The organism is Comamonas sp. w2-DMI (assembly GCF_040187735.1).
GTDB lineage: Bacteria > Pseudomonadota > Gammaproteobacteria > Burkholderiales > Burkholderiaceae_C > Comamonas > Comamonas terrae.
This window is the reverse complement of sequence record NZ_JBANEL010000042.1, coordinates 1-24,725: the sequence shown is the minus strand read 5'-3', so window position 1 is coordinate 24,725 and position 24,725 is coordinate 1. Positions and strand designations below refer to the sequence as shown.

25 protein-coding genes and 3 pseudogenes are annotated in these 24,725 nt (G+C 57.8%); 14 read left to right on the top strand and 14 right to left on the bottom strand.

Going from position 1 to position 24,725, the window contains the following annotated elements; translation table 11 throughout:
- The 9 genes from V8Z74_RS24575 to V8Z74_RS24535 all read left to right on the top strand — a co-directional run.
- Positions 1 to 360, top strand: a 360-nt coding sequence (locus V8Z74_RS24575; RefSeq protein WP_349711894.1) for a hypothetical protein, incomplete at its 5' end; no start/stop codon positions are given.
- 88 nt (positions 361 to 448) lie between these two features.
- Positions 449 to 952 carry a hypothetical protein gene (locus V8Z74_RS24570; RefSeq protein WP_349711892.1) on the top strand — a complete coding sequence of 168 codons (504 nt, stop codon included), beginning with the start codon at positions 449 to 451 and terminating at the stop codon, positions 950 to 952.
- A gap of 519 nt (positions 953 to 1,471) precedes the next feature.
- Complete coding sequence (locus tag V8Z74_RS24565) at positions 1,472 to 1,846, top strand: hypothetical protein (RefSeq protein WP_349711890.1); 375 nt, start codon at positions 1,472 to 1,474, stop codon at positions 1,844 to 1,846.
- Complete coding sequence (locus V8Z74_RS24560) at positions 1,843 to 2,118, top strand: hypothetical protein (protein WP_349711888.1); 276 nt, start codon at positions 1,843 to 1,845, stop codon at positions 2,116 to 2,118. Before V8Z74_RS24565 ends, V8Z74_RS24560 begins: the two co-directional genes overlap by 4 nt.
- Positions 2,115 to 2,804, top strand: a complete 690-nt coding sequence (locus V8Z74_RS24555) for an adenylosuccinate synthase (protein WP_349711886.1) — start codon at positions 2,115 to 2,117, stop codon at positions 2,802 to 2,804. The genes V8Z74_RS24560 and V8Z74_RS24555 overlap by 4 nt, the downstream gene beginning before the upstream one ends.
- Before the next feature lie 49 nt (positions 2,805 to 2,853).
- The gene (locus V8Z74_RS24550; RefSeq protein ID WP_349711884.1) at positions 2,854 to 3,234 is read left to right on the top strand and encodes a hypothetical protein; all 381 of its coding nucleotides are present in this window, start codon (positions 2,854 to 2,856) and stop codon (positions 3,232 to 3,234) included.
- 93 nt (positions 3,235 to 3,327) lie between these two features.
- On the top strand, positions 3,328 to 4,860 hold the full coding sequence (istA, locus tag V8Z74_RS24545; protein ID WP_349711882.1) for an IS21-like element ISAav1 family transposase: 1,533 nt from the start codon (positions 3,328 to 3,330) through the stop codon (positions 4,858 to 4,860).
- Positions 4,850 to 5,692 (top strand): IS21-like element ISAav1 family helper ATPase IstB, encoded by an 843-nt coding sequence (gene istB / locus V8Z74_RS24540; protein WP_016495557.1) that lies wholly within the window; start codon positions 4,850 to 4,852, stop codon positions 5,690 to 5,692. The genes istA and istB overlap by 11 nt, the downstream gene beginning before the upstream one ends.
- Before the next feature lie 215 nt (positions 5,693 to 5,907).
- Positions 5,908 to 6,045 (top strand): hypothetical protein, encoded by a 138-nt coding sequence (locus tag V8Z74_RS24535; RefSeq protein ID WP_019043395.1) that lies wholly within the window; start codon positions 5,908 to 5,910, stop codon positions 6,043 to 6,045.
- Between the two features lie 253 nt (positions 6,046 to 6,298).
- Here V8Z74_RS24535 and V8Z74_RS24530 read toward each other — a convergent pair whose 3' ends face one another.
- Positions 6,299 to 6,676: a hypothetical protein gene (locus tag V8Z74_RS24530; RefSeq protein ID WP_349711879.1), complete on the bottom strand. Its 378-nt coding sequence runs from the start codon at positions 6,674 to 6,676 to the stop codon at positions 6,299 to 6,301.
- Positions 6,677 to 6,971: 295 nt separating this feature from the next.
- Here V8Z74_RS24530 and V8Z74_RS24525 point away from each other — a divergent pair.
- A pseudogene (locus tag V8Z74_RS24525) lies at positions 6,972 to 7,187 on the top strand (oxidoreductase); the annotation flags it as partial.
- Between the two features lie 68 nt (positions 7,188 to 7,255).
- Here V8Z74_RS24525 and V8Z74_RS24520 read toward each other — a convergent pair.
- The 8 genes and pseudogenes from V8Z74_RS24520 to V8Z74_RS24485 all read right to left on the bottom strand — a co-directional run bounded on the left by V8Z74_RS24520 (position 7,256) and on the right by V8Z74_RS24485 (position 13,533).
- Positions 7,256 to 8,380, bottom strand: a complete 1,125-nt coding sequence (locus V8Z74_RS24520) for a porin (protein WP_012837642.1) — start codon at positions 8,378 to 8,380, stop codon at positions 7,256 to 7,258.
- 123 nt (positions 8,381 to 8,503) lie between these two features.
- Positions 8,504 to 8,740 (bottom strand): type 2 periplasmic-binding domain-containing protein, encoded by a 237-nt coding sequence (locus V8Z74_RS24515; RefSeq protein WP_012837643.1) that lies wholly within the window; start codon positions 8,738 to 8,740, stop codon positions 8,504 to 8,506.
- Between the two features lie 90 nt (positions 8,741 to 8,830).
- On the bottom strand, positions 8,831 to 9,124 hold the full coding sequence (locus V8Z74_RS24510) for a tripartite tricarboxylate transporter substrate-binding protein (protein ID WP_341676088.1): 294 nt from the start codon (positions 9,122 to 9,124) through the stop codon (positions 8,831 to 8,833).
- Positions 9,018 to 9,806: a Bug family tripartite tricarboxylate transporter substrate binding protein gene (locus V8Z74_RS24505; protein WP_349711876.1), complete on the bottom strand. Its 789-nt coding sequence runs from the start codon at positions 9,804 to 9,806 to the stop codon at positions 9,018 to 9,020. The genes V8Z74_RS24510 and V8Z74_RS24505 overlap by 107 nt, the downstream gene beginning before the upstream one ends.
- 342 nt (positions 9,807 to 10,148) lie before the next feature.
- Positions 10,149 to 10,901: an IS5 family transposase gene (locus V8Z74_RS24500; RefSeq protein WP_034358988.1), complete on the bottom strand. Its 753-nt coding sequence runs from the start codon at positions 10,899 to 10,901 to the stop codon at positions 10,149 to 10,151.
- A gap of 44 nt (positions 10,902 to 10,945) precedes the next feature.
- Positions 10,946 to 11,872, bottom strand: a pseudogene (locus V8Z74_RS24495) (IS481 family transposase).
- 138 nt (positions 11,873 to 12,010) lie between these two features.
- The gene (locus tag V8Z74_RS24490; protein ID WP_012837647.1) at positions 12,011 to 12,505 is read right to left on the bottom strand and encodes a bacteriohemerythrin; all 495 of its coding nucleotides are present in this window, start codon (positions 12,503 to 12,505) and stop codon (positions 12,011 to 12,013) included.
- A 65-nt stretch (positions 12,506 to 12,570) separates the two neighbouring features.
- Entirely contained in the window at positions 12,571 to 13,533 is a 963-nt protein-coding gene (locus V8Z74_RS24485; RefSeq protein ID WP_012837648.1) for a PDR/VanB family oxidoreductase, read from the bottom strand.
- Positions 13,534 to 13,810: 277 nt separating this feature from the next.
- Between V8Z74_RS24485 and V8Z74_RS24480 the strand changes: the two are divergent.
- The 3 genes and pseudogenes from V8Z74_RS24480 (at position 13,811) to V8Z74_RS24470 (ending at position 17,076) form a co-directional block, all read left to right on the top strand.
- Positions 13,811 to 15,156: pseudogene (locus tag V8Z74_RS24480) on the top strand (MFS transporter).
- 43 nt (positions 15,157 to 15,199) lie between these two features.
- Entirely contained in the window at positions 15,200 to 16,192 is a 993-nt protein-coding gene (locus V8Z74_RS24475; RefSeq protein ID WP_012837650.1) for an ABC transporter substrate-binding protein, read from the top strand.
- 290 nt (positions 16,193 to 16,482) lie between these two features.
- Entirely contained in the window at positions 16,483 to 17,076 is a 594-nt protein-coding gene (locus V8Z74_RS24470) for a MarR family winged helix-turn-helix transcriptional regulator (protein WP_046462883.1), read from the top strand.
- Between the two features lie 61 nt (positions 17,077 to 17,137).
- Here V8Z74_RS24470 and V8Z74_RS24465 read toward each other — a convergent pair whose 3' ends face one another.
- On the bottom strand, positions 17,138 to 18,313 hold the full coding sequence (locus V8Z74_RS24465) for a Gfo/Idh/MocA family protein (protein ID WP_029158425.1): 1,176 nt from the start codon (positions 18,311 to 18,313) through the stop codon (positions 17,138 to 17,140).
- 19 nt (positions 18,314 to 18,332) lie between these two features.
- Complete coding sequence (locus V8Z74_RS24460) at positions 18,333 to 19,664, bottom strand: Rieske 2Fe-2S domain-containing protein (protein WP_012837653.1); 1,332 nt, start codon at positions 19,662 to 19,664, stop codon at positions 18,333 to 18,335.
- 373 nt (positions 19,665 to 20,037) lie between these two features.
- Here V8Z74_RS24460 and V8Z74_RS24455 point away from each other — a divergent pair, with 373 nt between their 5' ends.
- Positions 20,038 to 20,214, top strand: a complete 177-nt coding sequence (locus V8Z74_RS24455) for a hypothetical protein (RefSeq protein ID WP_019042642.1) — start codon at positions 20,038 to 20,040, stop codon at positions 20,212 to 20,214.
- 394 nt (positions 20,215 to 20,608) lie between these two features.
- Here the strand turns inward: V8Z74_RS24455 and V8Z74_RS24450 are convergent, their stop codons facing one another.
- The 3 genes from V8Z74_RS24450 to V8Z74_RS24440 form a co-directional block, all read right to left on the bottom strand.
- Positions 20,609 to 22,147: an IS3 family transposase gene (locus V8Z74_RS24450; protein WP_034358991.1), complete on the bottom strand. Its 1,539-nt coding sequence runs from the start codon at positions 22,145 to 22,147 to the stop codon at positions 20,609 to 20,611.
- Positions 22,148 to 22,445: 298 nt separating this feature from the next.
- Positions 22,446 to 23,522: an IS110 family RNA-guided transposase gene (locus V8Z74_RS24445; RefSeq protein ID WP_012837655.1), complete on the bottom strand. Its 1,077-nt coding sequence runs from the start codon at positions 23,520 to 23,522 to the stop codon at positions 22,446 to 22,448.
- Positions 23,523 to 23,938: 416 nt separating this feature from the next.
- On the bottom strand, positions 23,939 to 24,725 hold a 787-nt coding region (locus tag V8Z74_RS24440; protein ID WP_349711871.1), incomplete at its 5' end, for an IclR family transcriptional regulator domain-containing protein.

The window sequence follows — 24,725 nt, the reverse complement described above, 5'->3', positions numbered from 1 at the left end:
GTGAACAGGAAAGCCAACAGAATCAACGATCTACCAACACCACCCCCGCGCCAGTGCTGGGTTTGCGTACCGCCAGTTATTGCACTGAAAACGAGGGGACCCCCTGAGGAAGACGCTCAAACTCAATCAGACCTGCAGTTGGCCGGAAAGAATGGCGGCACCAAGGTGCTGGTGCTGTATGTGAACCGTCAATGCACCAATCCACGTGTGCCGCTTATTCCTTGTTCGCCCACGTTCAGGCTCCAGATGGGGGCTGCGCTGTTTGAGGTGCGCGAGTTCCTGAAGGAGCAAGCAAGAGTGTCCCAGGACCGTAATCCCCTGTTCTTTGGCAACAAAAGCGCGCCTGGACGATTGAGCTAGACTTACACTCGGAAACACTACAAACATTTTGCGACTTGCCGTGTTCACGAGCATTTTGACCCCCCAGGCCATTGCCTGGAGTTCCTTGTTGGATATTCATTCTGATCTGTTGCCTACCGTGATGCAGCGCGCGAAAAGCGCCAAGATCGGTTACCAGATTGGGCAAATTGGCATGCTGGCCACCATCAGCAATTCAAACCTGTTCGCCCATACGCCCAGCTTCGCGAGCGAGCATGTCACCAATACCAACTCTTTCATGATGCTGGCTGTGGCCGGATTGGCGTGGTTGGGTTTGCGAACGGCGGCATCGATTCACGTGGCCTGGCGCGAGACCTGCTGGGGATATAGCGCCAGTAGTTTGCAGAAGATCTACAAGAACCGACGCGCGAACTATGACGCCCAAGGCCGGCTGAAGTGCATCAACTGCCACCTGCCCTTGGAGGAGGCCGAGACACAGGCTTCCGGCAGAAACGATGCTTTCGGGCAGCGTGTCTCCCACCTTCCTGGGCAATGCTCTCATTGCCAGTTCAAACTCTGGCCGGGCACCACGCGTCTCTCTGCCCTGTTAAAGAATTTGGATTCAAGCCTCTAATCCGCAAACCATCTCCTTCCCTTATGCCCTCTCGCAGGGCATTTCTTTCGAGTATCCGCAATCGAATTGGTTTCTCGCATTGAGAAAGGAAACCAAATCGCGAGCAAGGCATGGTTTGCATAAGCTCCGATCAGAGGCTGTGAATATCAAGGTGCACCCGTTGAAGTGGGCCAGTGATGCTTGAATTGAAGTCGGCCCAGGCCATGTTCTAGTGCTGGCGCTGGCGCTTTTGGCCATGGGCCCCTCCCATTCAGACGGTGGCACGTAACAACACGAGTGGTTCCGACCAAGGTCCAGGCGCGGACCATTCCCTGTTTGCCGGTATTCCAGCATTTATGGCCATTGACCAGCTCGCGATACGGGCTAAAGGTGTCGTAATGGATAGATTTACAGGCCTGAAAAGTGTTTCTGGTTCGATACAAATGAGGGGAAGCCAGAGCCGCGACCGAATTGCCAGCCTGGGTCTTCCGCCACGCTGCTGGCGACCCCCTCGATCCACCCACGCATTCAGATTGTCAAATGACGAATTCAGTATTGAGCCGGATTTTCCATCCGCCCGGTGCAGTGCCAATTGCATTCGAGAAGCGTGAAAACACATACCGGTCGATCAAGATCGGCCACCCGCTGATCGAGGACCTCGAAGCGCAAGGCCGCATCACTAACCTGCTTGAGTGCGCCCGAAAAGGTGAGCTCTATGCACTCCATGTCCTGGCCGGACGAATCCCGTGTCTGGTACTCCATGACGAAACCTCGCATGCTGGGTTTGTCCTCCAACCCATGTACCCCGAGCACTTCAGCCATGGTCATTACACCGTGGCTGAAGGGCAGCTTCTCACGGCTCTTGGCCCTGACTCCGCTATTTACTGGCACCAAGCCTCCATTCCAAAAGCATGAAAAAAACATTGAAGCAGTGGATCGTCTCTGCTTACTACGCTCCTCGACTGACCTTGGCCGTGTGGCGTCTGGCCACCGGACGGTTTTTTATCTTCCGCGATGAATCCCAAGGGTTCCTCAACTACCTGTGGGCCGTGAAGAACGAACCCAAGAAGGCCCGTCACGAAGGCAATCCGAATGCCGCATTTCTGGTTGAGCTGCTGGAACTTGCCATGGAGGAAATCGCGATGCGCAAACAGAACGGCACCTGGGTTGAACAGGCTCCGAAGTGAACCACGCAGATCTGTGCAAACTCGCTGTGAAGTGGCTGAAGCGTCCGCAATCGCGTGGTGGTCACGGCTGCCAAGTGGCTGTGGACGAATGCAGCACTGGCAAGACCGGTGAGATACCTGATGCCCTTGGCTTCTGCTTCTATGGCCAGGCCGTGCGCGACGGCACGGTGATGGTGGAGTGCAAGACCTCCCGCGCCGATTTCTTTGCTGACAAAGCGAAGCAACATCGCCATACCGGTGGGGTTGGGAATTGGCGGTACTACATGGCCCCTGCAGGGCTGATCCAGGTCGATGAGCTCCCGGACAAGTGGGGTTTGATAGAGGTGAATGCTCGCGGCCACCTCAAGCTGGTTCGCGGCCCATATCAGGACAGCAACTACTACAGCCAGGTTGAGCGTCTGGTGAGCATGCGCCATGAAGCAGATGTTGCTCGCGAGATGTACCTGGTCGTCCGACTTTTCGACAGGGTAGGGGACCCCGAGAAGCTGGCTATGCAGGTCAAGGATCGAAACCGTCTTGCGGCACGGGTCAATGATCTATCCGTTGAATTGCAGCATTTGAAGAAGAGCCTCGACAACTTGCGCTTCCGCAATACCCAGCAGGCCGAGTTGCTTGATCGCTATCGAGTTACCTATGGCGCGTTGGGTGCTGAAGAACCACTACACAGATCCGCCTGCGCGGCCTGATAGAGATCGAAACATCGCCTGATGCAAGGCACCAATACAGGAGTCGTCTATGAAAACCAAATCCATCTTGCTTGCAGTTGCAGCAGTGATGACCACCACTGCTTGGGCAAATGGGGGGTCTATCCCTCAGCCGGAGCAGCGTGAAATCTTGTTCAGGCTCGGCGAGACCACCAGCCGAAAACAGGCGGATGTGCCTACCTTGACGGTGGAGCACGCCTACTTCAATGGCGTGATCATCTCGCGCACAGAAGATGGTCAGTGCTGGATTGAAGCTCATCACGTGATCAATAACGCTGATGGGGTGCCTGAGCGAGAAATCACCAAGCGGGCAGGGATTGCCTGCGATGGAGACACGTTGAATCTGAAAGCCTTGCGTACGGCCTTTCCTCCCCTAGAGCAAGACAAGGTGTTGAATCACGAGCAAAACTGAGCCACTAAAGGGCATCCGTCACGCCCAATTTTGAGCCACGTTATCCACCTACCCTGCTGTTTTTTGCAGCAGTGGGGTGCAGGAGTGATCAACGTGAGCACATTGAGCAAATTGCGCCGCATGGTCCACCGTGACCACCTGAGCGTGCGCGAAGCCAGCCGAAGGCTGGGCATCTCCCGCAATACAGCCGCCAAGTGGCTCGAGGCCGACGAGATGGTCGAGCCCCGCTACCCCAAGCGGGCCTCTCTTCCCAGCGTTCTCGATCCCTACAAGGAACAGCTGGCCACCTGGCTAAAGGCCGACAGCCACCGCAACAAGCGCGAGCGCCGTGGCATCAAGGCCATGTTCCGGGCACTGCAGGCCGTGGGCTACCCTGGCAGCCGAGGCCCGGTCTATGAGTTCGCCAAGCGCTGGCAGCAGGCACAGTCCGACGCGCCAACCCGAATGGCCTTCGTACCCATGAGTTTCGAGATGGGCGAGGCCTTCCAGTTCGACTGGAGCTGCGAGTACCTGTTCGTGGGCGGCCTGCGCAAACGCCTGGAGGCTTCGCACACCAAGCTGGCGGCCAGTCGGGCCTTCATGCTCACCGCCTATTTCAGCCAGGCCCACGAGATGTTGTTCGACGCCCATGCCCGAGCCTTTGCGGCTTTTGGTGGCGTGCCGCGCCGGGGCATCTACGACAACATGAAGACCGCCGTCGACAAGGTTGGTCAGGGCAAGAGCCGCACCGTCAATGCGCGCTTCGAGGCCATGACGGGTCACTACCTGTTCGAGCCAGAGTTCTGCAACCGCGCCGCTGGCTGGGAGAAGGGTATCGTCGAGAAGAACGTGCAGGATCGCCGTCGTGGCATCTGGATGGAGGCAGCGGAACGCCGCTGGCCCGACCTGGAGAGCCTCAATGCGTGGCTGCACCAGGCTTGCCTGGACGCCTGGCATGAGCTGCCTCACCCCGAGTGGCCAGAGCTGACGATCGCCGACGTCTGGCAGCAAGAGCAGACGCACCTGATGCCCAACCCTGCGCCATTTGATGGCTATGTCGAGCAGATGGCCAGGGTCACAGCCACCTCGCTGATCCACTACCAGCGCAATCGCTACAGCGTGCCATGCGTGTGGGCCCACACCAGTGTCAGCGTGCGGGCTTATCCCGATCGCCTGGTGGTGGTCGGTGCCAACTCGGAATCGCCAGAACAGCCGGTGAGCCTGCCGCGCAGCTTCGAGCGTGGCCAGACCTTGTACGACTGGCGGCACTACGTCAGCTTGCTCGAACGCAAGCCCGGCGCTTTGCGCAACGGCGCCCCCTTCAAGACCATGCCCGAGCCCTTGCAGCATCTGCAAGCGCACCTGCTTCGCCACCCTGGCGGCGACCGGGTGATGGCCCAGGTGCTCATGGCCATCACCCTGCACGGGCTCGATGACGTGCTGGTGGCCGTGGAGTTGGCGCTGCAATCGGGCCGCGTGAGCGCAGACCATGTGCTCAACGTGCTGGCCAGGCTCAAGGAGCCCCAAGCCGTGCAAAGCCTGCCTGAAGCAGCCTTGCCTTCACTGACGCTGCACGAGCCGCCTCAGGCCGACGTGTCGCGCTACGACAGCCTGCGCCAGTCCCAGGAGGATGACCATGTCCAATGACATCGCAGCAAGCCTCAAGGGCTTGAGCCTGCACGGCATGGCCAGTGCCTGGCCGGAACTGCTGGGCATCGCCCGGCTCAAATCGCTCGACCACGAAGCCCTGCTGCATCAGCTCATCAAGGCCGAGGGTGCACATCGGGAAGTGCGCTCCATGGCCTACCAGATGCGGGCGGCCCGATTCCCGCACCACCGCGACCTGGCTGGCTTTGCCTTTGATCAGGCGCAGGTGGACGAGGCGCTGGTGCGTCAGCTGCACGAGTTCAAGTTCATCGACTCAGCCCACAACGTGGTCTTCGTGGGCGGCCCTGGCACGGGCAAAACACACCTTGCCACAAGCCTGGGCGTTCATGCCATCCGTGCACATGGTAAGCGGGTGCGCTTCTTCTCGACCGTCGAGCTGGTCAATCTGCTGGAGGCCGAGAAAGCTCAAGGTAAGGCCGGGCAACTGGCACATCGGCTCATGTACGTGGATCTCGTCATCCTCGACGAGATGGGCTATTTGCCCTTCAGTCAAGCCGGTGGGGCCTTGCTGTTCCACCTGCTGTCCAAGCTGTACGAGCGCACCAGCGTGGTCGTCACCACCAACCTGTCGTTCTCGGAGTGGGCCAGCGTGTTCGGCGACGCCAAGATGACCACCGCGCTACTCGACCGACTCACCCATCACTGCCACATCGTCGAAACCGGCAACCAGAGCTGGCGCTTCAGGCACTCGACTGCACAACCGTCTTCGATCATCAGAGCCACACGAACCAAAACGGCCAAAGGAGCACCCCAGACAGATCACGCAGTAGACTTATCCACATCCGAACAGTCCATTTCTTCGTCAACTTAGTGGCTCAGTTTTGGACGTGACGCCTGGCTCAGTTTTGCTCGTGATTCAACAATTCGAGGACCGATTGTGCGCAACCGAGGAGGCAGGAAGCCTCGGGCATATGCCGATTGCCCGGCGGCTGGAATCCGGCACGGGCGAACCGATGAAGTCCATAGGCACGGGCGGGGGCAAGCCTGGGAAGACCCGGAAGACCGACTCTCCGTCATCATCAAAAGATGAACGAAGTGTTCTCGGGAAACCTTTCAGATGCCGATTTCAAGGGCTACATCACCATGTTGATCGGCAAGATGGTTGATGACCCATCCCTTCAGGAGCAAGCGCAGGCCAACGATACGGTGGATGCCATTTGCTAATGGCGCATACGAAACCAAACTCAATAATGCAGTGGTGGACGCTTTAGAGAGTCATTACAGTATGGTCGATCAAGCTTTGCGACATGAAAAGGTGTTCAAGGGCTTGGCGAATCTGTTAGTGGCAGAGGTATATCGACAGTTGCGCGAACCTGTTTCCGCACATGCCACACGTTAATATAAAAAAAAAAGAAGTGTATTCATGGATGCCCAGCGCACTAGGCGCTGGGCATCCATAACGGGTGTGCTTTAGGGCTCAGCCCTCGCTGAGTGCTCGCCAACCGTTCTCAGTCTTGCGCATGGTGATCTTGCCCTTCATCTGAAGCTGCTGATCTTGCAGCCAGTACAGGACGTCCTGTGCCTTGGCGGCATCGTTGCGGATCTGAAGCAGCGCAGGATACAAAAACTTGGTGGAGCCTCCATTCGGGCATCCTGCAACGTACATGGACCAGACGCTGTCTGTCACCTTGTTGTAGATGGTGTTCGTGGGCTGGTCGCGCTCTTGCTTTTGCCGTGCTTCCTGCTCCATCGCATCGAGCGCCTGCATCTTCTGGCGCAGGCTGCTTGGCAGCGGATGCTCGTTTTCCCACTGGATCAGCGCTTTCCGATATGCGTCTTCTTCCAGGAAACCCATTCCCGGTGGATTGTTGAAGTTGAAGTCTTCGCGACGGGGGGGCGCTGCTGTTGTGTTCCTTGCGTAACGCCAGGATCTCAGTCTTGAGCGTTGCGATTTGCTGCTGGTCGGCCTTTCCGGCATCCTCCCAGGCTTTCACGCGGTCACGCTCCTCCTGGTAGGTCTGGCGCATGCGCTTCAAGGTGTCGGGGTCCTTGAGCTCGATGTCGTACGTGAATTCGACACGGTAATGACCATCCTCTTCATAGCCGTTGGTCTTTTTGATGTGCGTCACCTTGGCGTTCTCGCAGGCGGCGAACGCCGTCGCTATGTGGTGGCGGTGTCCCTGGACCCAGCCAGTCGTGGCGGTTCACGCTTTGTCCATCAAAAGCTGAGGGTCGGGGACGTCATCCAGATTAGCGGACAGCACAATCATTTCCCCCTGGTCGAGACTGCCTCCCATAGCGTGTTGGTGGCCGGAGGGATCGGCATCACGCCTGTTCTTGCCATGCTAAGGAGGCGGGATGCCCTGTGCAGGACGGCGCACCTCTAGGCGCAACAAAGCATTGAAAGGATGCTTTGTTGCGCCTAGGGCGGCCCTCAGAAGTTGTGCCGGACTCCCATGTAGATATTGCGCGAGCTTCCGTTCGCCGAGCCGACTAAAGTTGCTGGAGCTTGAGCAGTTCCGGTGCCCAGTACATACTGCGATCCGTTCTTGTTGGTAATCCGTGCGGCGCCAAAGTAGAGACGCGTTCGCTTAGACAGGTCATAGTCACCGCCAAGGGCAATCCAATTGGCATCGCGATTGCCAGTCGAGGTCGTGTAGTCGGAACGGTCGTTAACTCGAGTGAACTGGGCAATGGCGGTGAACGGCCCGAATGGCACGCGTACGCCAACGTTGGTCAGCCTGAACTCGCTCCTTGAAGTCCCAGGCATTCGGGCGATGGTGCCGGTGCAGGTGCTGCAGGAGTTCTTTTCAACCGTCGTACCGAAGAAAAACTTGGCGAAGCGGGCATCATAGGACCCCCCAAGCACCATTGCCGAGACCTTGCCTGAAGCAGCGTTGTCCGCGCCATCCTGCTGTTGGAAGCCAGCATTGAGGTCAAAGCTATCAACCTGATAGCGTGCAGATACTCCGTAACCGCGACCGATCGTCGCGGACTTCTCGCCAAAGGAATACTGCCCGCGCACCTCAAGGCCACCCCAACGTGGGGATACATAACTGATGGCGTTGTCCTGGCGCGCCGCTATCCCCATCGGCAACACCTGACGCTGCGTTGTTGTGTTGATGTTTCGGGTGAGCGACAGCAGCCCGCCCGCCCCCTCCCAGATGAAGGCATCCACATTACCCTGTACTGAATAGTAGGGCGTAGGAATGCGCCCCATCTGCACGGTACCGAGCCTTGTATCGCTGAGGCCAACCGATGCTTCGCGCCCGAACGCACGGCCGCCTTGGGCCAATGTACCTTCATCGAGATAGAAGCCTTGCTCTAGGCGAAAAACGGCGGAGAGCCCTCCTCCCAGGTTCTCTACACCTCGGAAACCTAGGTTACTACCAGCACTGCCGCCCGAATACACGCGACTGATGCTGGAGCCGCCCGAGCGGGGCGAGTCGACGCCGGAGTCCATGCGTCCATAAATGGTGACATTTCCTTGCGCGTTTGCAGCTCCGCAAACGTTGAGCAACACAGCGCATGCCACAGCATGCTTGGCTAGTCCGATCATTGGTGCCTCCTTCATTTTGTTTGGGGCCTTTGCCCCAATTCCTCTTCTTCACAATGCGCTTAATTCTTTACGGGCAGCCCTACGCGCAACCTTCCAGCATCCGCATGAGTGGCTGTTAGCTCATCACTCTGGTTGGACTTCTGCCCGTGTCAGCACCGCACGAGTTTGTTTGAGCTCTTCTTCGATGTTCTGGGCAAAGGTTGTTGGGGACTCCCTGGTCGGCAGCACGCCCAGCGTTTCCAGGCGCTGCTTTACGTCGGGCAGTTCGGTGACTTTGCGCAGGGCATCGCTCAGATGGGCGAATTCCGCCGCAGGCAAATCCCTGGTGGCCCAGAAGCCATAGATGCTCTTGGTCGCCACGCTCGGATCCCGTCCCTCGGCGGTGGTCGGAATGAGCCTGAGCAGGCCCGACAGCCGCGTTTGCGAGGTCGTCGCAATAGGCTTCCGGTTCTATTCCGGTTTCAGGTTGGCCAGCTTGGCCGCTGCAATGACCCGGCTATTTTCAGATGCGAGCTTTGCCGCCAACTCGGCAGGACCTCCAGCAATGGAGTCGACTCCTGCTTTTTCCAGTTTGCTCTTCACTTCGGGATCGTTGACGGCTTTCTTGACCGAATCGCTGATCCTGTTCCGATACGCCTCAGGCGTTCCTTTCTTGGCCAGCATGACCACGGTAAAGCCAAAGTCGAAGTTCTTGGCGTACTCGGAAATGGCAGGAATGTCCGGATTGGCCTTGCTGCGAGCCAAGGTGTTGGTCGCCAGTATTCTGGCCTTGCCACTTTGGACGAAGCCCGTCAGGTTCGGGGGGGGAGGCGAATGTTATGTCGACTTGGTTGCCGATCAGTGCCGGAATGGAGGCGGAGCTACCCTTGAATGGGACATGCTTGACATTGATGCCCAGCGAATGGGCCATGGCCTCTGCCGTCAGGTGGTGGATTGAACCGATTCCGGAAGACCCGTAATTCAACTCGCCAGGATGCTCTTTCGCATATTGAATGAAATCCTGCATGTTCTTGAAGGGGGCGGAAGAGTTCGTTACCAGGAGCAGAGGGGCCACACCGACCAGGGAAACGGGATCCAGATCTCTCTGGGCATCGTACTTGAGGTTCTTGATAATGATCGGAGAAACCGCTAGCAGAGGGCCGTCCGTAACCAGGAGGGTATGACCATCAGCAGGGTATTGCTTGATGGCCGTGACGGCGACGCCGCCGCCGCCGCCGGGCTTGTTTTCGACAATTACCGGCTGCTTGAGGTCTGCCTGCATTTTCTCGGCTAGAACCCGGGCCACGGTGTCCGGCAGTCCCCCTGGAGCGTAGGGTATGACCAGCTTTACGGGCTTGTTCGGGAAATCGCTATCAGCATAGGCAAAGATTGACAACGCCTGGAGGGCAATTGCAGCCGATATTTTCAAGAAAGTTCCTCTTGTCATGACATGTCTCCTGATTTTTGTGATTTCTTACGGCACCGACGCCATCCGCTCATGTACCGGCATTAAGATGTCCGCACAATTCCTGTTTAAAAAATGACATGCACATTTGCAGCCAGCAGCAACGATGTCGGCATGCGGGCGACGCAGATTGATGCGAAGTCGGGCTTGGCCACCTCTTCTAGATGGTGGAGGCAGCTTCGGCTGCGGCGCACAAAATCTTGTTCTCTGCGTCGCAACTGCTTCTCTTCATTGACATGCCTCACCTCTATTTTATTAGACGTCTAAAATTATTATTAGAGGGCTAGCGTGATTTTTGGTCGGTGATATCCCTAGGGCTCGTCATCAATTGAGCCAGACGACAGCGGCCGCAAGGTGGATCCCTCCCAAGAATGCCGCTGCCGTTTTGTCATAACGCGTGGCAATGCCCCTGTACTGCTTCAACCGCGCAGAGAAGTTCTCAATGAGATGCCGCTCTTGGTAGACATGGCGGTCATACCCGCGCTGAGTTTTGCACGTCCGAATACTGGGAATGACAACCTGCTTGCCCTGGCGCAGCAGTGGTTCAACCACGCGTTCATGGGCGTCATACGCTTTGTCGGCAATCACGGCTTGCGCGTCGGTGCGCGCAAGCCAGACATCTGCACCTTCCAAATCCGATGCCTGCCCTGCTGTGAGATGGAAACCAGTGGGGTTGCCAAGAGCGTCAACGGTGGCATGGATCTTGGTGCTCAAACCTCCTCGGCTGCGACCGATGGCTTGGCTTTGCCCCCTTTTTGCACCCGCGCTGTGCTGATGGGCACGCACGATGGTTGCATCGATCATGGCGTACTCGTTATCAGGCAGCGCACTGAGTGCTTCAAACACCCGCAGCCACACGCCCGAGCGGCTCCAGCGCATGTGGCGCAGGTGAACGACTCGAAAGTCGCCAAAGCGCTGGGGCAGATCGCGCCAAGCAATACCGCAGCGATAGCGATACAGCACAGCGTCAACAAGGAGACGGCTATTTTTGGCAGGAGCGCCCACATGCCCGGCCCTGCCAAGAAGTAGGCTTTTGATTTGCTCCCATTGGGCATTGGTCAGTGCATGTCTACGAATGACGCTACTGATAACGTAGCAACTATCGTATTAGATGACACGTCCTAGTTGTTTAGTCCCGGCATTTGATGGATTGGATCAATCCTGAAGCGTTTGGGCTCGGATGTCCACTGCTTGCAAATGAATTCATACGGGGTCAAGCCCTTGAGCGTCTTGAGTCTTCGGCCGAAGTTGTAGGCATCGATGAAGTCCGCCAGATGCTGTCGTAGCTGCTCGTGATCGTCGTAATGGAAGCGTTTGACGGTAGCTTCTTTGATGGTCCGATTCATTCGCTCAACCTGGCCATTAGTCCAGGGATGCTTAATCTTGGTGAGGCGATGTCCAATGCCATGTTCAGTGCAGACGCGGCCAAAAATGTGATCGCCAGCGTACCGATCGCAGGCACGGTTCGCAAACTGGATACCGTTATCGGTCAGTACCGTATGGAGGGCGTATGGCACTACCTTGATCAGATTGCGCAAGAACTGTGCAGCAATCATCTTGCCGGCCTTGGCATGGAGTTCGGTCATTGGCCACAAACAGATAGAGCTTGCCTTCGGCTGTTTGCACCTCGGCAATGTCGACGTGAAAGTAGCCGATGGGGTAGATCTTGAACTTCTTCTTGGCAGGCTTGCCGCCACCCACCTCTGGTAGCCGCGAGATGCCATGACGCTGCAGACATCGATGCAGCGAGGAGCCGTCAGATACGGGATGGTCGGTTGCAGTGCATAAAGGCAGTCGTCCAGTGGCAGCTAGGTATGCCTGCGAAAGGCGACGATCGCAGCCTCATCCTCAACGGATAAAACGGTGGAGCGCGGCCGCCTCGGCCCTGTTGGTAGATCGGTGACCGAGGCCCGCTTCTTCCACTTCGCCACCGTCTTCTGATTGATGCCATAGCGCGCAGAAAGCGCTCTCAGGCTCTCTTGACTATTTTGTATTGCTCGACGGACTGCCTCTGCCGTTGTGGCGCTCCCGTGCAGAACCTGGCCCATAGTGCTTCCTTCCATTCAAGGTAAAAGATTGCACCATCAAAACCTGGGATCAAATAGAGCATGGATCCCGCGTTCTGGTGGGGATATCTGGGTCTTGGCTTGGGGAGAGGGGTGTCTCGGATGCTCCTTGGAGCACTGTCAAAGCTTGCGTCGCAACACGATGGGCTTGCCGCCCATATTCAGCTTGGTCATCCAGGCGGCCAGTGCGGAATCCAGATAGTCTGCATGACCTGGGAACCACTGGAAGAGGGCCATGCCGATATCCTGGACTATGTCGGCGCCGGCTTGTCCTTGTGCAACAGCTTCCTTGACCTCGCGGACCGACTTCAGCACTGCTGCATGCTCGTCGAGATGGCAGTCCCGAGGAGGGAAGTTCGTGGTGCGCATCCATTCATCTTCCTGCTCGAAATGGCTGATGGCATGCTGCTCGAACTGTTCGATGGCCTGGGCGGCATTCTTCTCCGTGCAGGTCACCAGTTTCAGCGCAGTCGCGTAGAACTCCTCATGCACATCATCCATGGGCGTAAATCCCAGTAAGCGTGCATCGGTCCAGGCGAGACTGTTGTCGTCGACCGGCGTGGGTGCACTGGCATCCCGAGCCCTGGTGGCTGAGGTAGAAGTCTGCTCATCCATGTTCAATGTCCCTTGTTATGTTGGTAGGCCAATGCCTGGCCGTGCCAACCGAAGTGGCTGGTGGCTCAGAGGTCCAGTACCAATTCCGCAGATTTTGCACGCGATACGCAGACCATAATCTGTGCATCCTTTTCATCGTCCCGTAGCACGAGATCCCGGTGGTCCGCTTCGCCCGAGCACAATCCTACCCGGCAGGAGCCGCAGGTACCGCTTTCGCAGGAGCTTGCCACGCGCACGTTCGAGGCACGCAGAACGTCCAGAATCGAGCGGTCGCTCGGAATTTCCAATGAGGTGCCGGTGCGCTTAAGCTGCACCGTGAATGGCGTGTTTTCCTTTGTGTTGGCATTGCCGGCGCCGAAACTTTCAAAGTGAACGGTGCCGGACGGCCAGTGGCCTGTCATGTCCTGAACGGTATCCATCAGCGACTGCGGTCCGCAGCAATAGACATGTGCAGCCTTGGGACGCTCGAATAAGGCCCAGAAGTCGAATGCTTTCGCCGGGTCGCCGAAACTGTGGTGGATCTTCACCAACGAGCGCCATTCGTCGCTGCTGAGCTCGTCGAGAAAGGCCGTGCCCTCTGGATCCCGAGCCAGATAATACAATTTGAAGTCCCGCAGGCCTTCCGCCTTCAACTGGCGTGCCATGGACAGCATGGGCGTGATGCCGATGCCGCCAGCCACGAGAATGAACGACTTGGCGCGTTCATCAAGCGGAAATTCGTTGCGCGGCAGAGAGGCTTCGATCGAATCCCCTGCGGATGTGTCGTCGACCAGACTCATCGAGCCGCCACGGCCATTGCTGTCGCGCTTCACGGCGATGACATAGCGATTGCGCTCTTGCGAGTCGTTGCAGAGCGAATAGCTGCGGCGCATGCCGTTGGGGGCCACCAGCGTCAGATTCGAGCCAGCCTCGAACGGGGGCAGCGGCGCGCCCTCTGGATGGGTAAGTTCAAAGCGCCAGATGTCGCGTGCAATCTTTTCCTTCTCCGCGATCTTCAGACGCAGAAAGCCGCTTTCCTGGGTGGTCATGCCTGTCTTCCTTTACTTGCTCGACAATATTTGCAATTCTATTATTAGAGATCTAATTATGCAAGCGGAGTAGTTGACTTGCGCACGGTTTCGCGCCAGGGGAAAACCCTGCTTGTCGCTACTCTCGAAGCCTCGTAATCTAATAAATAGATATCTAATGAATAGATTTCTAGCAATAAAGGCTTGATTGCGGCGGCCGGTAAAGCGAACTCAGACGTGTTCGCTGCTCCGCCAGCTCAAGCCGGCAGCAGACAAAACGCCTCCAAGAGACTCCGAAATGACAGATTCCACGTTGAACTACGTGGGTGCGCTTCCGCATCAAACTTCCGACCCGGCAACCGTCGAGACAACCTATCGCAAGATCACTCTCAGGCTGATGAGCTTTCTGTTCTTCTGCTGGGTGCTCAACTATCTTGATCGCGTCAATATCAGCTTTGCGCAGTTGCATCTGAAGCACGATCTTGGTCTGAGCGATGCCGCTTACGGTCTGGGCGTGAGTCTGTTCTTCATTGGCTACATCCTGCTGGAGGTGCCGAGCACGCTGCTGCTCAGGCGCATCGGCGCACGCAAGACCATCACGCGGATCATGCTTTTGTGGGGGGGGGATTTCTACTGCCATGGCATTCATGAACGCCCCGTGGCAGTTCTATCTGGCCCGGACGCTGCTTGGCGCGGCGGAAGCAGGCTTTTGGCCCGGCATCATTCTTTATCTCTCGTTCTGGTATCCCGCCAAGCTCCGCGCCCGCATCACGTCGCGGTTCCTGCTGGCGATTGCTGTGGCCGGCATCATCGGCGGTCCGCTGTCGGGTCTGATCCTCGAGAACTTCCATGAAGTCTGGGGCTTTCGCAACTGGCAGTGGCTGCTGTTCTTAGAAGGCCTGCCGGCCGTGGTCGCGGGCATTGTGGCTTGGTTCTACCTGACCGACAAACCACAGGATGCGAAGTGGCTGACCAATCAGGAAAAGCTCATCGTCCTGAACGCCCTGGAAGAAGAGAACCGCCAGAAGCCGGAGAACGCTCCGAGCAGCCTGATGGCCGCTTTGCGTGATCCGCGCGTCTATGTGATTGCTGCAGGCTGGGCCACGGTACCCATTTGCGGCACGATCCTGAACTACTGGACGCCCACCATCATTAAGCAGACGGGCGTTTCCAACATGCTGCACATCGGCTTTCTGTCGGCTCTGCCTTACTTGGTCGGTGCCGTTGCCATGCTGTTTATTGCCCGCAGCTCCGACCTGCGATTGGAGCGCCGCTGGCATTTCGCCCTGTCGACCACCGCTGGTGCCATTGGCGCGTTGATGCTGACGTTGTTTACAGAAAGCCCGGTGGCTGCGATTGTATGCCTGAGCCTGGTTTCGGTGAGCTATTTCGCTGCGGCGGCTATTGTCTGGACCATTCCGCCGAACTATCTCACGGGTGAGGCTGCAGCAGGCGGGATTGGCGTCATCAGCAGTCTGGGGCAGGTCGGAGCTTTTTTTTGCGCCCATCGTCCTGGGTTGGGTGAAAAGCGCTACCGGCAGTTTCTCGGCTGGCATTTTGCTGGTGGCTGCGCTGGTCTTCATCGGAGGCCTTGCCGTCTTCTTTGGCGTGCCACGCCAGCAGGCGTCACAAACAGGCGCATGACAATGCGCTCCGAATCGATTATGATCGTCACAAAGGAATCAACATGAGCAAGCTTCAACTGTCCATCGCGGTGGGCAATTACGACCGGATGCGTCCGCTGATCGACGGCGACGTCCAGATCGACGGTGTGGACCCGGTGTTCATGCTGCAGGATCCGGAAGAAATCTTCTTCCGTGCGTTCCGCACCGCCGACTACGACATCTGCGAGCTGTCGCTCAGCAGCTACTCGGTGAAGACCGCAGCCGGCACCTCGCCGTACATTGCCGTGCCGGTGTTCCCTTCGCGGGCATTCCGCCACAGCTCGGTCTACGTGCGTGCCGATCGCGGCATCAACAGCCCGGCCGACCTCAAGGGCAAGCGCATCGGCGTGCCCGAATACCAGCTGACCGCCAATGTGTGGGTGCGCATGTTCCTGGAAGAGGAGTACGGCGTGAAGGCCTCCGACATCCAGTGGGTGCGCGGCGGCTACGAAGATCCGACCCGCATCGAGAAGATCTCGCTGAAGCTGCCCGAAGGTGTGTCGCTGGTGAATGCGCCGGAAGGCCGTACCATCTCGAACCTGCTGGCCGATGGCGAAATCGATGGCGTGATCGGGCCGCGTGCCCCGTCGTGCTTCGACCGCGGTCACCCGCAGGTCAAGTACCTGTTCGAGGACCCGCAGAAGGCTGCGGCCGAATGGTATGAGCGTCGCAAGCTGTTCCCGATCATGCACACGCTAGGCGTGCGCAAGACCCTGGCAGAGCAGCATCCCTGGCTGCCCGGCGCACTGGTCAAGGCCTTCGAGCATTCCAAGGCGGTGGCACTGACGCGCCTGAGCGACACTTCGGCTACCAAGGTCACGCTTCCGTTCATCGAGGACCAACTGCGCAATGCGCGCCGCCTGATGGGCCAGGATTTCTGGTCGTATGGTTTTGCCGAGAATGCCCATGTGGTTGACCGTTTCCTCGCGCAGCACCATGCCGAAGGACTGTCGAGCCGCCGCCTCCAGCCTGCTGAGCTGTTCCACCCGGCCAGCCTGGAGAGCTTCAAGATCTGATCTCATCAGCTGCTGCGGATATTGCCGCGCACTTGGTCGACCAAGTGCGCGGCGTTTTGTATGTACAGTCTGCTTTTCCGTTAGCCGCAGCATCACGTCTACAATGCACTCGCCCTGCGATGGCGCAAGGTATCCGTACCGATACCGTGGTGCTCGGCTTGTTCGTATCGGTGTGGTTGGCATACCTTTTGAATTGACAAAGCATGAGTGCAGAACCGGGGAAGCGGTCCGTGCACTTGTGAAGGCACTATGATTTCAAGCATTCTGACGATGGCCGCGAAGGAGAAAGCATGACAGCCAGACCCTCTCCCAGCAAGGCACCGGATTCCAAAGAGAACCCTATCTTGCGGCATTGGCGCGAGGCCGTACCGGATGATCGTCTCGCTCACCTGGTGAAGGATGCAGGCCGGGCGATGGTTCGGGGGCTGCAGATGCGCCTGGCTCAGTATGAAGTTTCTTTCGGTCACTGGGCGTTTCTGCGCATTCTGTGGGTCACCGATGGACTGACGCAGAAGGAACTCAGCGACGAGGCTGGTACCACCACGCCGACCACTTTCAGTGCGGTGTCGGCGATGGAGAAGCTGGGATACGTCGAACGCCGCTATGCGCCCGGCAACCGCAAGAATACTCATGTGTATCTCACGCCTCGCGGTCGCAGCCTGGAAAGCAAGCTGGTTCCATTGGCCGAAGAAGTGAATGAGATCAGCGTCAAGGGCCTGAAAGGCTCGGAGATCGACATCGCGCGCAAGGTGCTGCTCACGATCATCGAGAACATGGCATGCGACGAAGCCGAGAAGGCACATGACTCGCTGCTGCGGATTCCTTCTACTCGGGAAATGGGGCACCTGATTGCCGCTCGCGGCGAGGAGTGCGAAAACTGTTGAGCAGGCTCCAGGAAAGAAAAAACCTCGCATTGCGAGGTTTTTTCTTTCCTGGAGCCTGCTGTCAGAGCAGTACGTCCGTACCCGTTTCGCTCGACTTCAGAATCGCGATGCAGATTTCCAGCGTGCCTTTTGCCCACTCCCCATCATGCAGGGGGGCTTGGCCCAGGATGACGGCATCGTATAGTTCGTCGATCACCTCGGCGCGCGGCACGGTCGGGCGCGAAAGCGCAAGCGTTTCGCGCTGCTTGTCGCCGTACACGACGACGGAATCGGGTAGGGGGCGCAGGTCGGCACGTTCGCAGGACACGATCACCGGGCCGAAATGCTGATGACTGCGTGCCGGCTCTTCTGCTGCCCACGAGGGCTGCTTGTAGGCGGCACCACCGTACGTACCGGCAGCCTTGAGCTTGGCTTCGTCCTCTGCCGAGGCAATGGTGGCCAGACGCTTGCGCGCACTCCCGTAGGCATCCGGATTCAGGTGATCGCCCATTTCACCGATCCAGCCAGTCCACTCGTCACTGTTGAAGTGACCGTAGCCGTTGTACGAGAGCGAGGCATAGGCGCCGTTCTCGAACCAGATCAGGGCGGAATAGGCGCCTTCGGTCGGGCGCAGCGGATCCCAGCGACCGACGCTTGCGCGCAAGCGCGTGGCACGCGAGCTCGCGAGCATTCGCACGATATCGACCTGGTGCGCAGCCTGGCTGAAGACGGCACCACCGCCTTCGGCCGTCATCAGTTCTTCGGGCCGGCGCGGACGATACAGGTAATCGGTGTAGTTGAAAGCTTGGATCATCTTCACCGCACCGAAATCGCCCGAGCGGATTAGCTCGCGCGTGCGCCGGTACGGCGTATCGAAACTGTGGCAGTGCCCGACGATCAGATGCACGTTCGCGGCGCGGCAGGCCGCGATCATGCGATCACAGTCAGCCGCGTTGAGCGCCATCGGTTTCTCGACCAGCACATGCTTGCCCCTGGCTGCGGCAATCTCGGTGTGTTGGGCGTGGAACTGGTGCGGGCTGGCCACGTAGATGGCTTCCACATTCGGATCTTCGGCCAGGTCCTGCACGTCTGTGTAAGTCCTTGCGTTGAAGTCGGCAGCGAACTGCTGCCGAGCTTCCTCGCGCGGGTCACACGCGGCAACGAGCTGGACCCTGGGGTCCTGAAGGAAGGTGGGCAGCATCAGCGAGAATGCCCGCCCCAGTCCTGCAACCCCGATCCGTAAACGGCGCTGTTCCATGGCCAGTTCCATCCGTTGATTACTGCTTGACCTGGTAGTCGGTCGCGGCCTCGGCGGCTTGTTCGTCCGACACGGCATGCTTGGCGCTCACGTAGCGGACCTGGTATTCACGCCAGTCGGTTTCCTTCGGCACCACAGCCTGGTATGAGCAGATCGTGCCAGGGATTGTCTTGGCACCGGTGCCGATGGCCTTGCCGTCCTGCTTGTATTCGGCGATGGCATCGAGCATGCGACGACGGAACTCGACAATGGCGAGATCGCTGGCACCCAGGCGTTCGTCCGAGCGGTTGGCGATGGGGCCCATCGTGACCCACATGGCGATGTCCTGGTTCGGGAAGCCGGTGATGCCGGTGAAGTTGCCGGCCTTCATAGCTTGGCGGTCTTGCCAGAAGCGGTTTTCGTGATTGCGCAGAGGACGGTAGCGTTCATCAAGGTCTGGGCCGACTTGAGTATGCAGGAACTTGCGCCAGGTTTCGGTTTCCGGCGTGGTAGCTGCATCACCCCAGGCGATGAAGTAGAACACCGTATTGGTGTCGTCCATCGGAACGTTGACGTTGGCGACGTTGTACAGGTTGTTCGGCGGAATCAGCACAGTGCCGGGTGCGACGAACACGGTCGAGCGCACATAGTCGTGCGTGGAGGCATTGAAGATCGGGCGGCGCAGGGCGGCGTAGCGGAAACCATATTCGGTGCGCTGGACTTGCAGGCGGGGAGCCTTGTCGGTGGAGGGGCGCAGCCAGTTATTGTCCGTGGCTTCGGCGCCGGTCACGCGTGCCGGCACAAAATCCGACGAGTGCAGGCTAGAGCTGTGTGCGGAATCGATGGCGCCTTCGAGGATCTGTGCCCAGTTGCATGGCAGCAGTACCTTGCCGATGCTCACACGGGTGTCTGCAGTCGGTGCCCAGGCTGGAGCGACGAATTCGGGGATGGCGTCCTGAGCACCCATGTAGGCCCAGACCATGCCGCCCCATTCCTTGGTCGGATAGGCAGTGTGTTTGACCTTTTCGGCCATGCTGCTGGCGGCGGGCTCGGAGACCATTTCGAGCACGTTGCCTTGCACGTCGAACTTCCAGCCGTGGTACAGGCAGCGCAGGCCGCCGTCTTCGTTGCGGCCGTAGACCAGCGAGGCGCGGCGATGTGGGCAGTACTCGCCAACCACGCCGACGCGACCTTCGCTGTCGCGGAACACGACGAGGTCTTCGCCGAGGATGCGTGCCTTGACCGGCGTGCCGTCCGGTTCACGGACCTCTTCAATCAGGCAGATCGGGGTCCAGTGTTCGCGCATCAGCTTGCCCATGGGGGCTTCGCCTTCTACGCGGCACAGCAATTCGTTTTCTTCATGAGTCAGCATCGTTGTCTCCTGGCGATTACTCGCCTTCAGCAGTAGGGGTACTTAATTATATTAGAGATCTAGTTATATTGACAAGCCTGTTTGACAAGATTGTGTGGCTTCGATGGGGGCGGCCTGTGGCCAATCACAAACCTTTGATTGAGAGACATGAAACAAAGCCCTCTCGAAATTCTCCGGAAGGGCTTGGGATGCTGTATCAGAGGCTGGCAATCCAGCTTGATGTTGCTCGACTTGATCCACTTAGCACGCACGGCCCCGCCGCTACATGGATATGCTGGAAGAGGTCGGCATGAATCCAGCCCTCCTGGCGCGACTTCCGCATCAGGTATCAGGTGGCTAGCGGTAGCGTGTAGTCATTGCGCGCGCACTGACCATGAATCCGCGCCTGCCAGTCTGCTACGAACTCGTGTCAGCTCTGGACGCCACAGTGCGTAATCAAGTCTTGGCCTTGCTTACCAAGCTGTGCAAGGAGCGAGACTTGATGCTGATCTTCACCGGCCACGTCTTCAATGTGATGGAGTCGATTGTCGATGAAGTGCCGGTCATGTAGCGTGGAAAAATCGCGGAATATGGCTCGGCCAAAGAGATGTTCTCCTTGCCGCGCGAAGCCTCACGCGGGAGTTGCTAAAGGCGGGGCGACTGTCGAGCGCGCTGCGGTTGGTCGAGAAACAGACAGTCCTTGTCGGCGACTAGGCGGCGATGTGTTGCCGCGGCCCTGAGCACCATAAGCTTGATCGAATGATCAGGAAAGCTGGCCGTCTGGGCCGAATTCACTTTACATCCCTTGCCTGATCTCATGCCGTGGCAGCGATTCGCCCTGGATTTGAACTGTTCTAGGAGTTGGACGGTTACCGTGCTGCCGAGCAGGAGGTGTTTCTCAGTCTGTATTTCGCAGGGCTGAGTCCTTGTGTTGGGGGGGGGGCGGATAAAAACTTGGACTGGTTTTATGCGGCTAGGCCAAGCTTGTGCCGGTATTCCACAGGACTTAAAAGTCCCAGAGATACCTTGATACGTTTTTCGTTGTACCAACGAATGTACGCATCGACAGCTTCAATGAACTGCTCAATCGTTGTTGATTGCCAGTTGTTGGGATAGAACAGCTCCATCTTTAGCCTTCCAAAAAAGCCTTCGCACGCAGCGTTGTCTGGTGAGCACCCTTTGCGAGACATCGAGCGAGTCAACTTTGCATCATGGACCCTCGAGAGCCAGCCTGGCCAGCGGTAGTGAGCTCCACGATCAGAATGAATCACAGGGCGGCTCTCGCTGCCTTGAACAGCATCAATGGCCGCATCCAGCATTGTGTTGACGAGATGTGCGTTGGGATGAGTCCCAATCGACCAGCTCACCACCAGCCCGTCAAAGCAATCAATGACTGGCGACAGGTAAACCTTGCCAGCAGGAATCTGGAATTCAGTAATGTCGGTGAGCCACTTCTCATTGGGCGCAGCGGCACGGAAGTCTCGATTGATGAGGTTTTGCGGGGCGGCACCTATCTCTCCAAGGTAGGAGTTATATCTGCGGCGTTTGGGCTTGGCCACGATCAAGCCCTCCTGCTTCATCAGCCGACGAACCACCTTCTCTGAGATGCCCGTGCACTCCTTGAGCAGAGATGCCTGCACCCTGCGGTACCCATAGCAACGGTAGTTGTTGTCGAAGATCTCTGTGATGCTTCGGCGTACATCCAAGTATTTGTCAGCCAGCTTCAGCCGGGCACGATGGTAAAAGTACGAGCTTCTAGCAAGGCCAACAAGAGAAAGCAGTTCTGGTAATTCATACTGACCGCGCAACGCTTCAACCAGCACAGCCTTATCTTTGTTTGCCAGCCTATGCAGATCAATGCCAGCCCCATTTTTTAAGACTTCATGGGCCTGCTTGAGAAGCTCACGCTCTATCTTTAGTCGCCGAATATCCTGGCGCAATGATTCAACTTGGCGCCTGAGCGCTGCTGCATCCAACACAGGCGATCGCTTTGGACTGTGTTTCATCGAGGTGGGGGCACAAGGGCCAAGCAACTGATTTTTCCAGTTGTACAAGGTCCCTCTGCATACCCCAAACTTGACCGCTATCTCCTGCGCAGTTGATTGACGGGTACACAGTTGCACCACGCCCTCGCACATCAAGGCATCAGGCTTTGTAGTCGGCCAAGACCTGCCGACCATCGATTTACTGATCTCAGGGCAGTCTTGCCGAACCCACGCAGTCAACGTTCCTCGACCCGGGTAACCCAAAACCCTCATCGTGGCGGCAATACAGCGATCGTGGGCGAGGTAATGAGCAACCGCCACCTGTCTTTGCTGTAGCGAATATTTCGGTGCTCTTGGTGCTTGGCTCGCTGGCAAATCCTGATGCTTCAGGTAGTGCTGATACCAGCCTTTCAATGCGTTCTTGGTTGGGTATCCCAACTGGCGAATCGTGGCTCTGACACGCAAGCCAAGCTTGATATAAAGCTCAACTGCACGAATCCTGTCTGCGTATGAGTACATGAACTACCTTGTATGGATGCCTCCCAGCCATGAGTAGTAACCCGCAATGCTTTGTGAAGAAGTCGGCTGCTGCCTTGTATCCGGCCTGTGATGTGGACGCTGGGTTGCCCCTTGTCCGCTGGCCCCGATGTAATCCGCTGACGAGCGCCTCATCTCCTAGGACGGACTTTTGAAGTCCGGTAGTTCATCCAGGTTTAGCTCGTCCCGGTCTGACCTGTTTCACATCACGCTGCTTTGTTGCTGCCTCATCGCCTTCAAAGGTTCACATCCTCCTTTCTCGGGTTGATCTGCTATCCGTTCAAGCCCCAAGCGGCCTGGTGCTCTGGTGGCCTCGTTGGTAGTCCTGCTGTCGGGCCGTAACGGCCCAGATCGTTCGCGCCATCTTGGCCGCCTGTGCCACGATCACAACGTTCGTTGGCCTCCTGGCTTGAAGCTGTTCCAGCCATGGGCCGGGCTCTTTCGCATGTCTCAGTACCGCACGCGCACCGTGAATAAGCAAAGTCCGCAGGTAGGTGTCGCCCCGTTTGGAGATCCCCAGAAGATTTACCCGGCCACCTGTGCCTCGTTGCTTGGGTACCAGACCCAGCCAGGCACAGAATTCGCGCCCCGACTTGAATGCCTTGGCTTCTCCCATAGTGGCGATGGCCGCTGTAGCCGAGAGCAGGCCTACCCCGGGTATCGCCGCCACACGCTTCATGTCCACGTCAATGCGCAGGACCTCTGCAAGCCTCACCTCGATGGCCTTAATGTCTATCGCCAGTTGCTTGATGCGCTGGGCCTGCTCGCGCAGGCTATCGACGACATACTGTGGAATGCTGTTGGCAAGCGCCTCCAGTGCGAGTTCCAACTCGCCCAACAACGCCTTCTTGCCTCGCGCTAAGGTGGCTCCAAACTCATAGAGTAGTCCCCGCAACGCATTGATCTGCATGATCTTCATCCGCATCAACATCTCGCGCTGACGATGCAAGGTGAGCGTGGCTTGTTGCGCCAGCGTCTTCACGCCCACGAATTTGGTACCCGGCTGCTGGATCGCCAGCCAGATGGCGCGTGCATCTGTAGCGTCGGTCTTGTTGCCGTTCACGAATGGGCGCACGGCTTTGGCATGAATCAGCCGCACGGCATGGCCCTGCGCCGTCAACTCACGGGCCCAGTGGTGCGCTCCGCCGCAGGCTTCGATGCCGATCAAGCAAGGTGCACGGTTGGCGAAGTGCCCTAAAACCTTGGCCCGCTTTAGCTGCACGTTGACAATCTCGCCTGTGCTCATGTCCACGGTGTGAAGTTGGAACACGCTTTTGGCGATGTCCAGTCCAATGACCTGCAGGCCGGCCACCTGACCGATGATTTGCCCCGCGCTTTGGGTAGTACAACGATGCATGACGAAACCTCGCTGATGTTTGTGAAGACATTGGTCTATCAAGCCACGGGCACTTTGATACCGTATCCATTCAAGAGCCCAGCTCGTCTAGCGAACAAGCACACTCCCAAAACGGTCACGCTGTTCATCTTTATGCTTCTGCGGCCTTTGAGCTGCCCGTAGGCAGGGAGGCATCCATTACATCTCCTGGTAGTCCAAGTTTTTGTCCGCATCCTCGGCGGGTCAGTTCTGCGTGGAAATCAACAGCCTGTGCGTCAATATGCAACTCCTGTTTAACCGGGAGAAGACACTGCTGAGGACGCCATCAAGGAGCACTATGGTTCTGCCAGAACTCCTTGCTCAGTTGGCTCTTGCGCGTAGTTCCTACTTCTACCGTTGAGCTTGCGCTGCGGTAGCAGCAAGGACATCGTGGAGCACTACAACCCCTGCGGATATAGCTTTTTTTCCAACTCATTGCGAGCGCGCTTCAGCGGTATCAAAAAAGTCTCCTTGAACTCACTCATGCTGAGTCTCTCTGCCCTAACTGCAATGCTCATAGCAGCAATTGTGTTGCCTTGAGGGTCGCGCACTGGCGCTGCCATAGAGCGCACCCCCAGCTCCAGCTCTCCGTCGCTGCATGACCACCCTGATTGCCGGCAAGTTTCAAGCAGACCTAGCAGCTCCTCCAAGTCAGTCACCGTATGAGGGGTCAGTGCCACCCGCTCGATCATCTCTAGCCTTGCACGCGCCTCCTGTTGGGGGAGTCCTGACAACAGCATCCGACCAATCGCAGAGCAGTACACCGGCAACCTAGATCCTATTCCTAGGCCCGTGCTCAAGCTGCGCCGTGCGGTCGAACGACCAATGATGATGGCATCGTCCTCCAACAAAGTACCAAGCGAAGCGGATTCTCTGGTGCGCTCCGACAGTGCATCCAGTAGTGGCTGGGCCAATGCAGGCATGGGGCGCGATGACAGAAATGAATAGGCGATCAGCAGCGATTTGGGCTGCATCCAGAACAGTTTGCCGTCGCTCTCTAGATAGCCAAGCTGTACCAGTGTGCTGAGCGAACGTCTGGCGGATGCTGGCGTGGACTGCGTGAGCCTGGCTACCTCTGACAGCGTCAGCCGGGTATGCCGACGGTCAAAGCAAGTCAGTACCCCCAATCCCTTGCGCAGCGATTCCACAAAGTTCTTGTCCTGCATAGCGATCAAATCAAGGTGT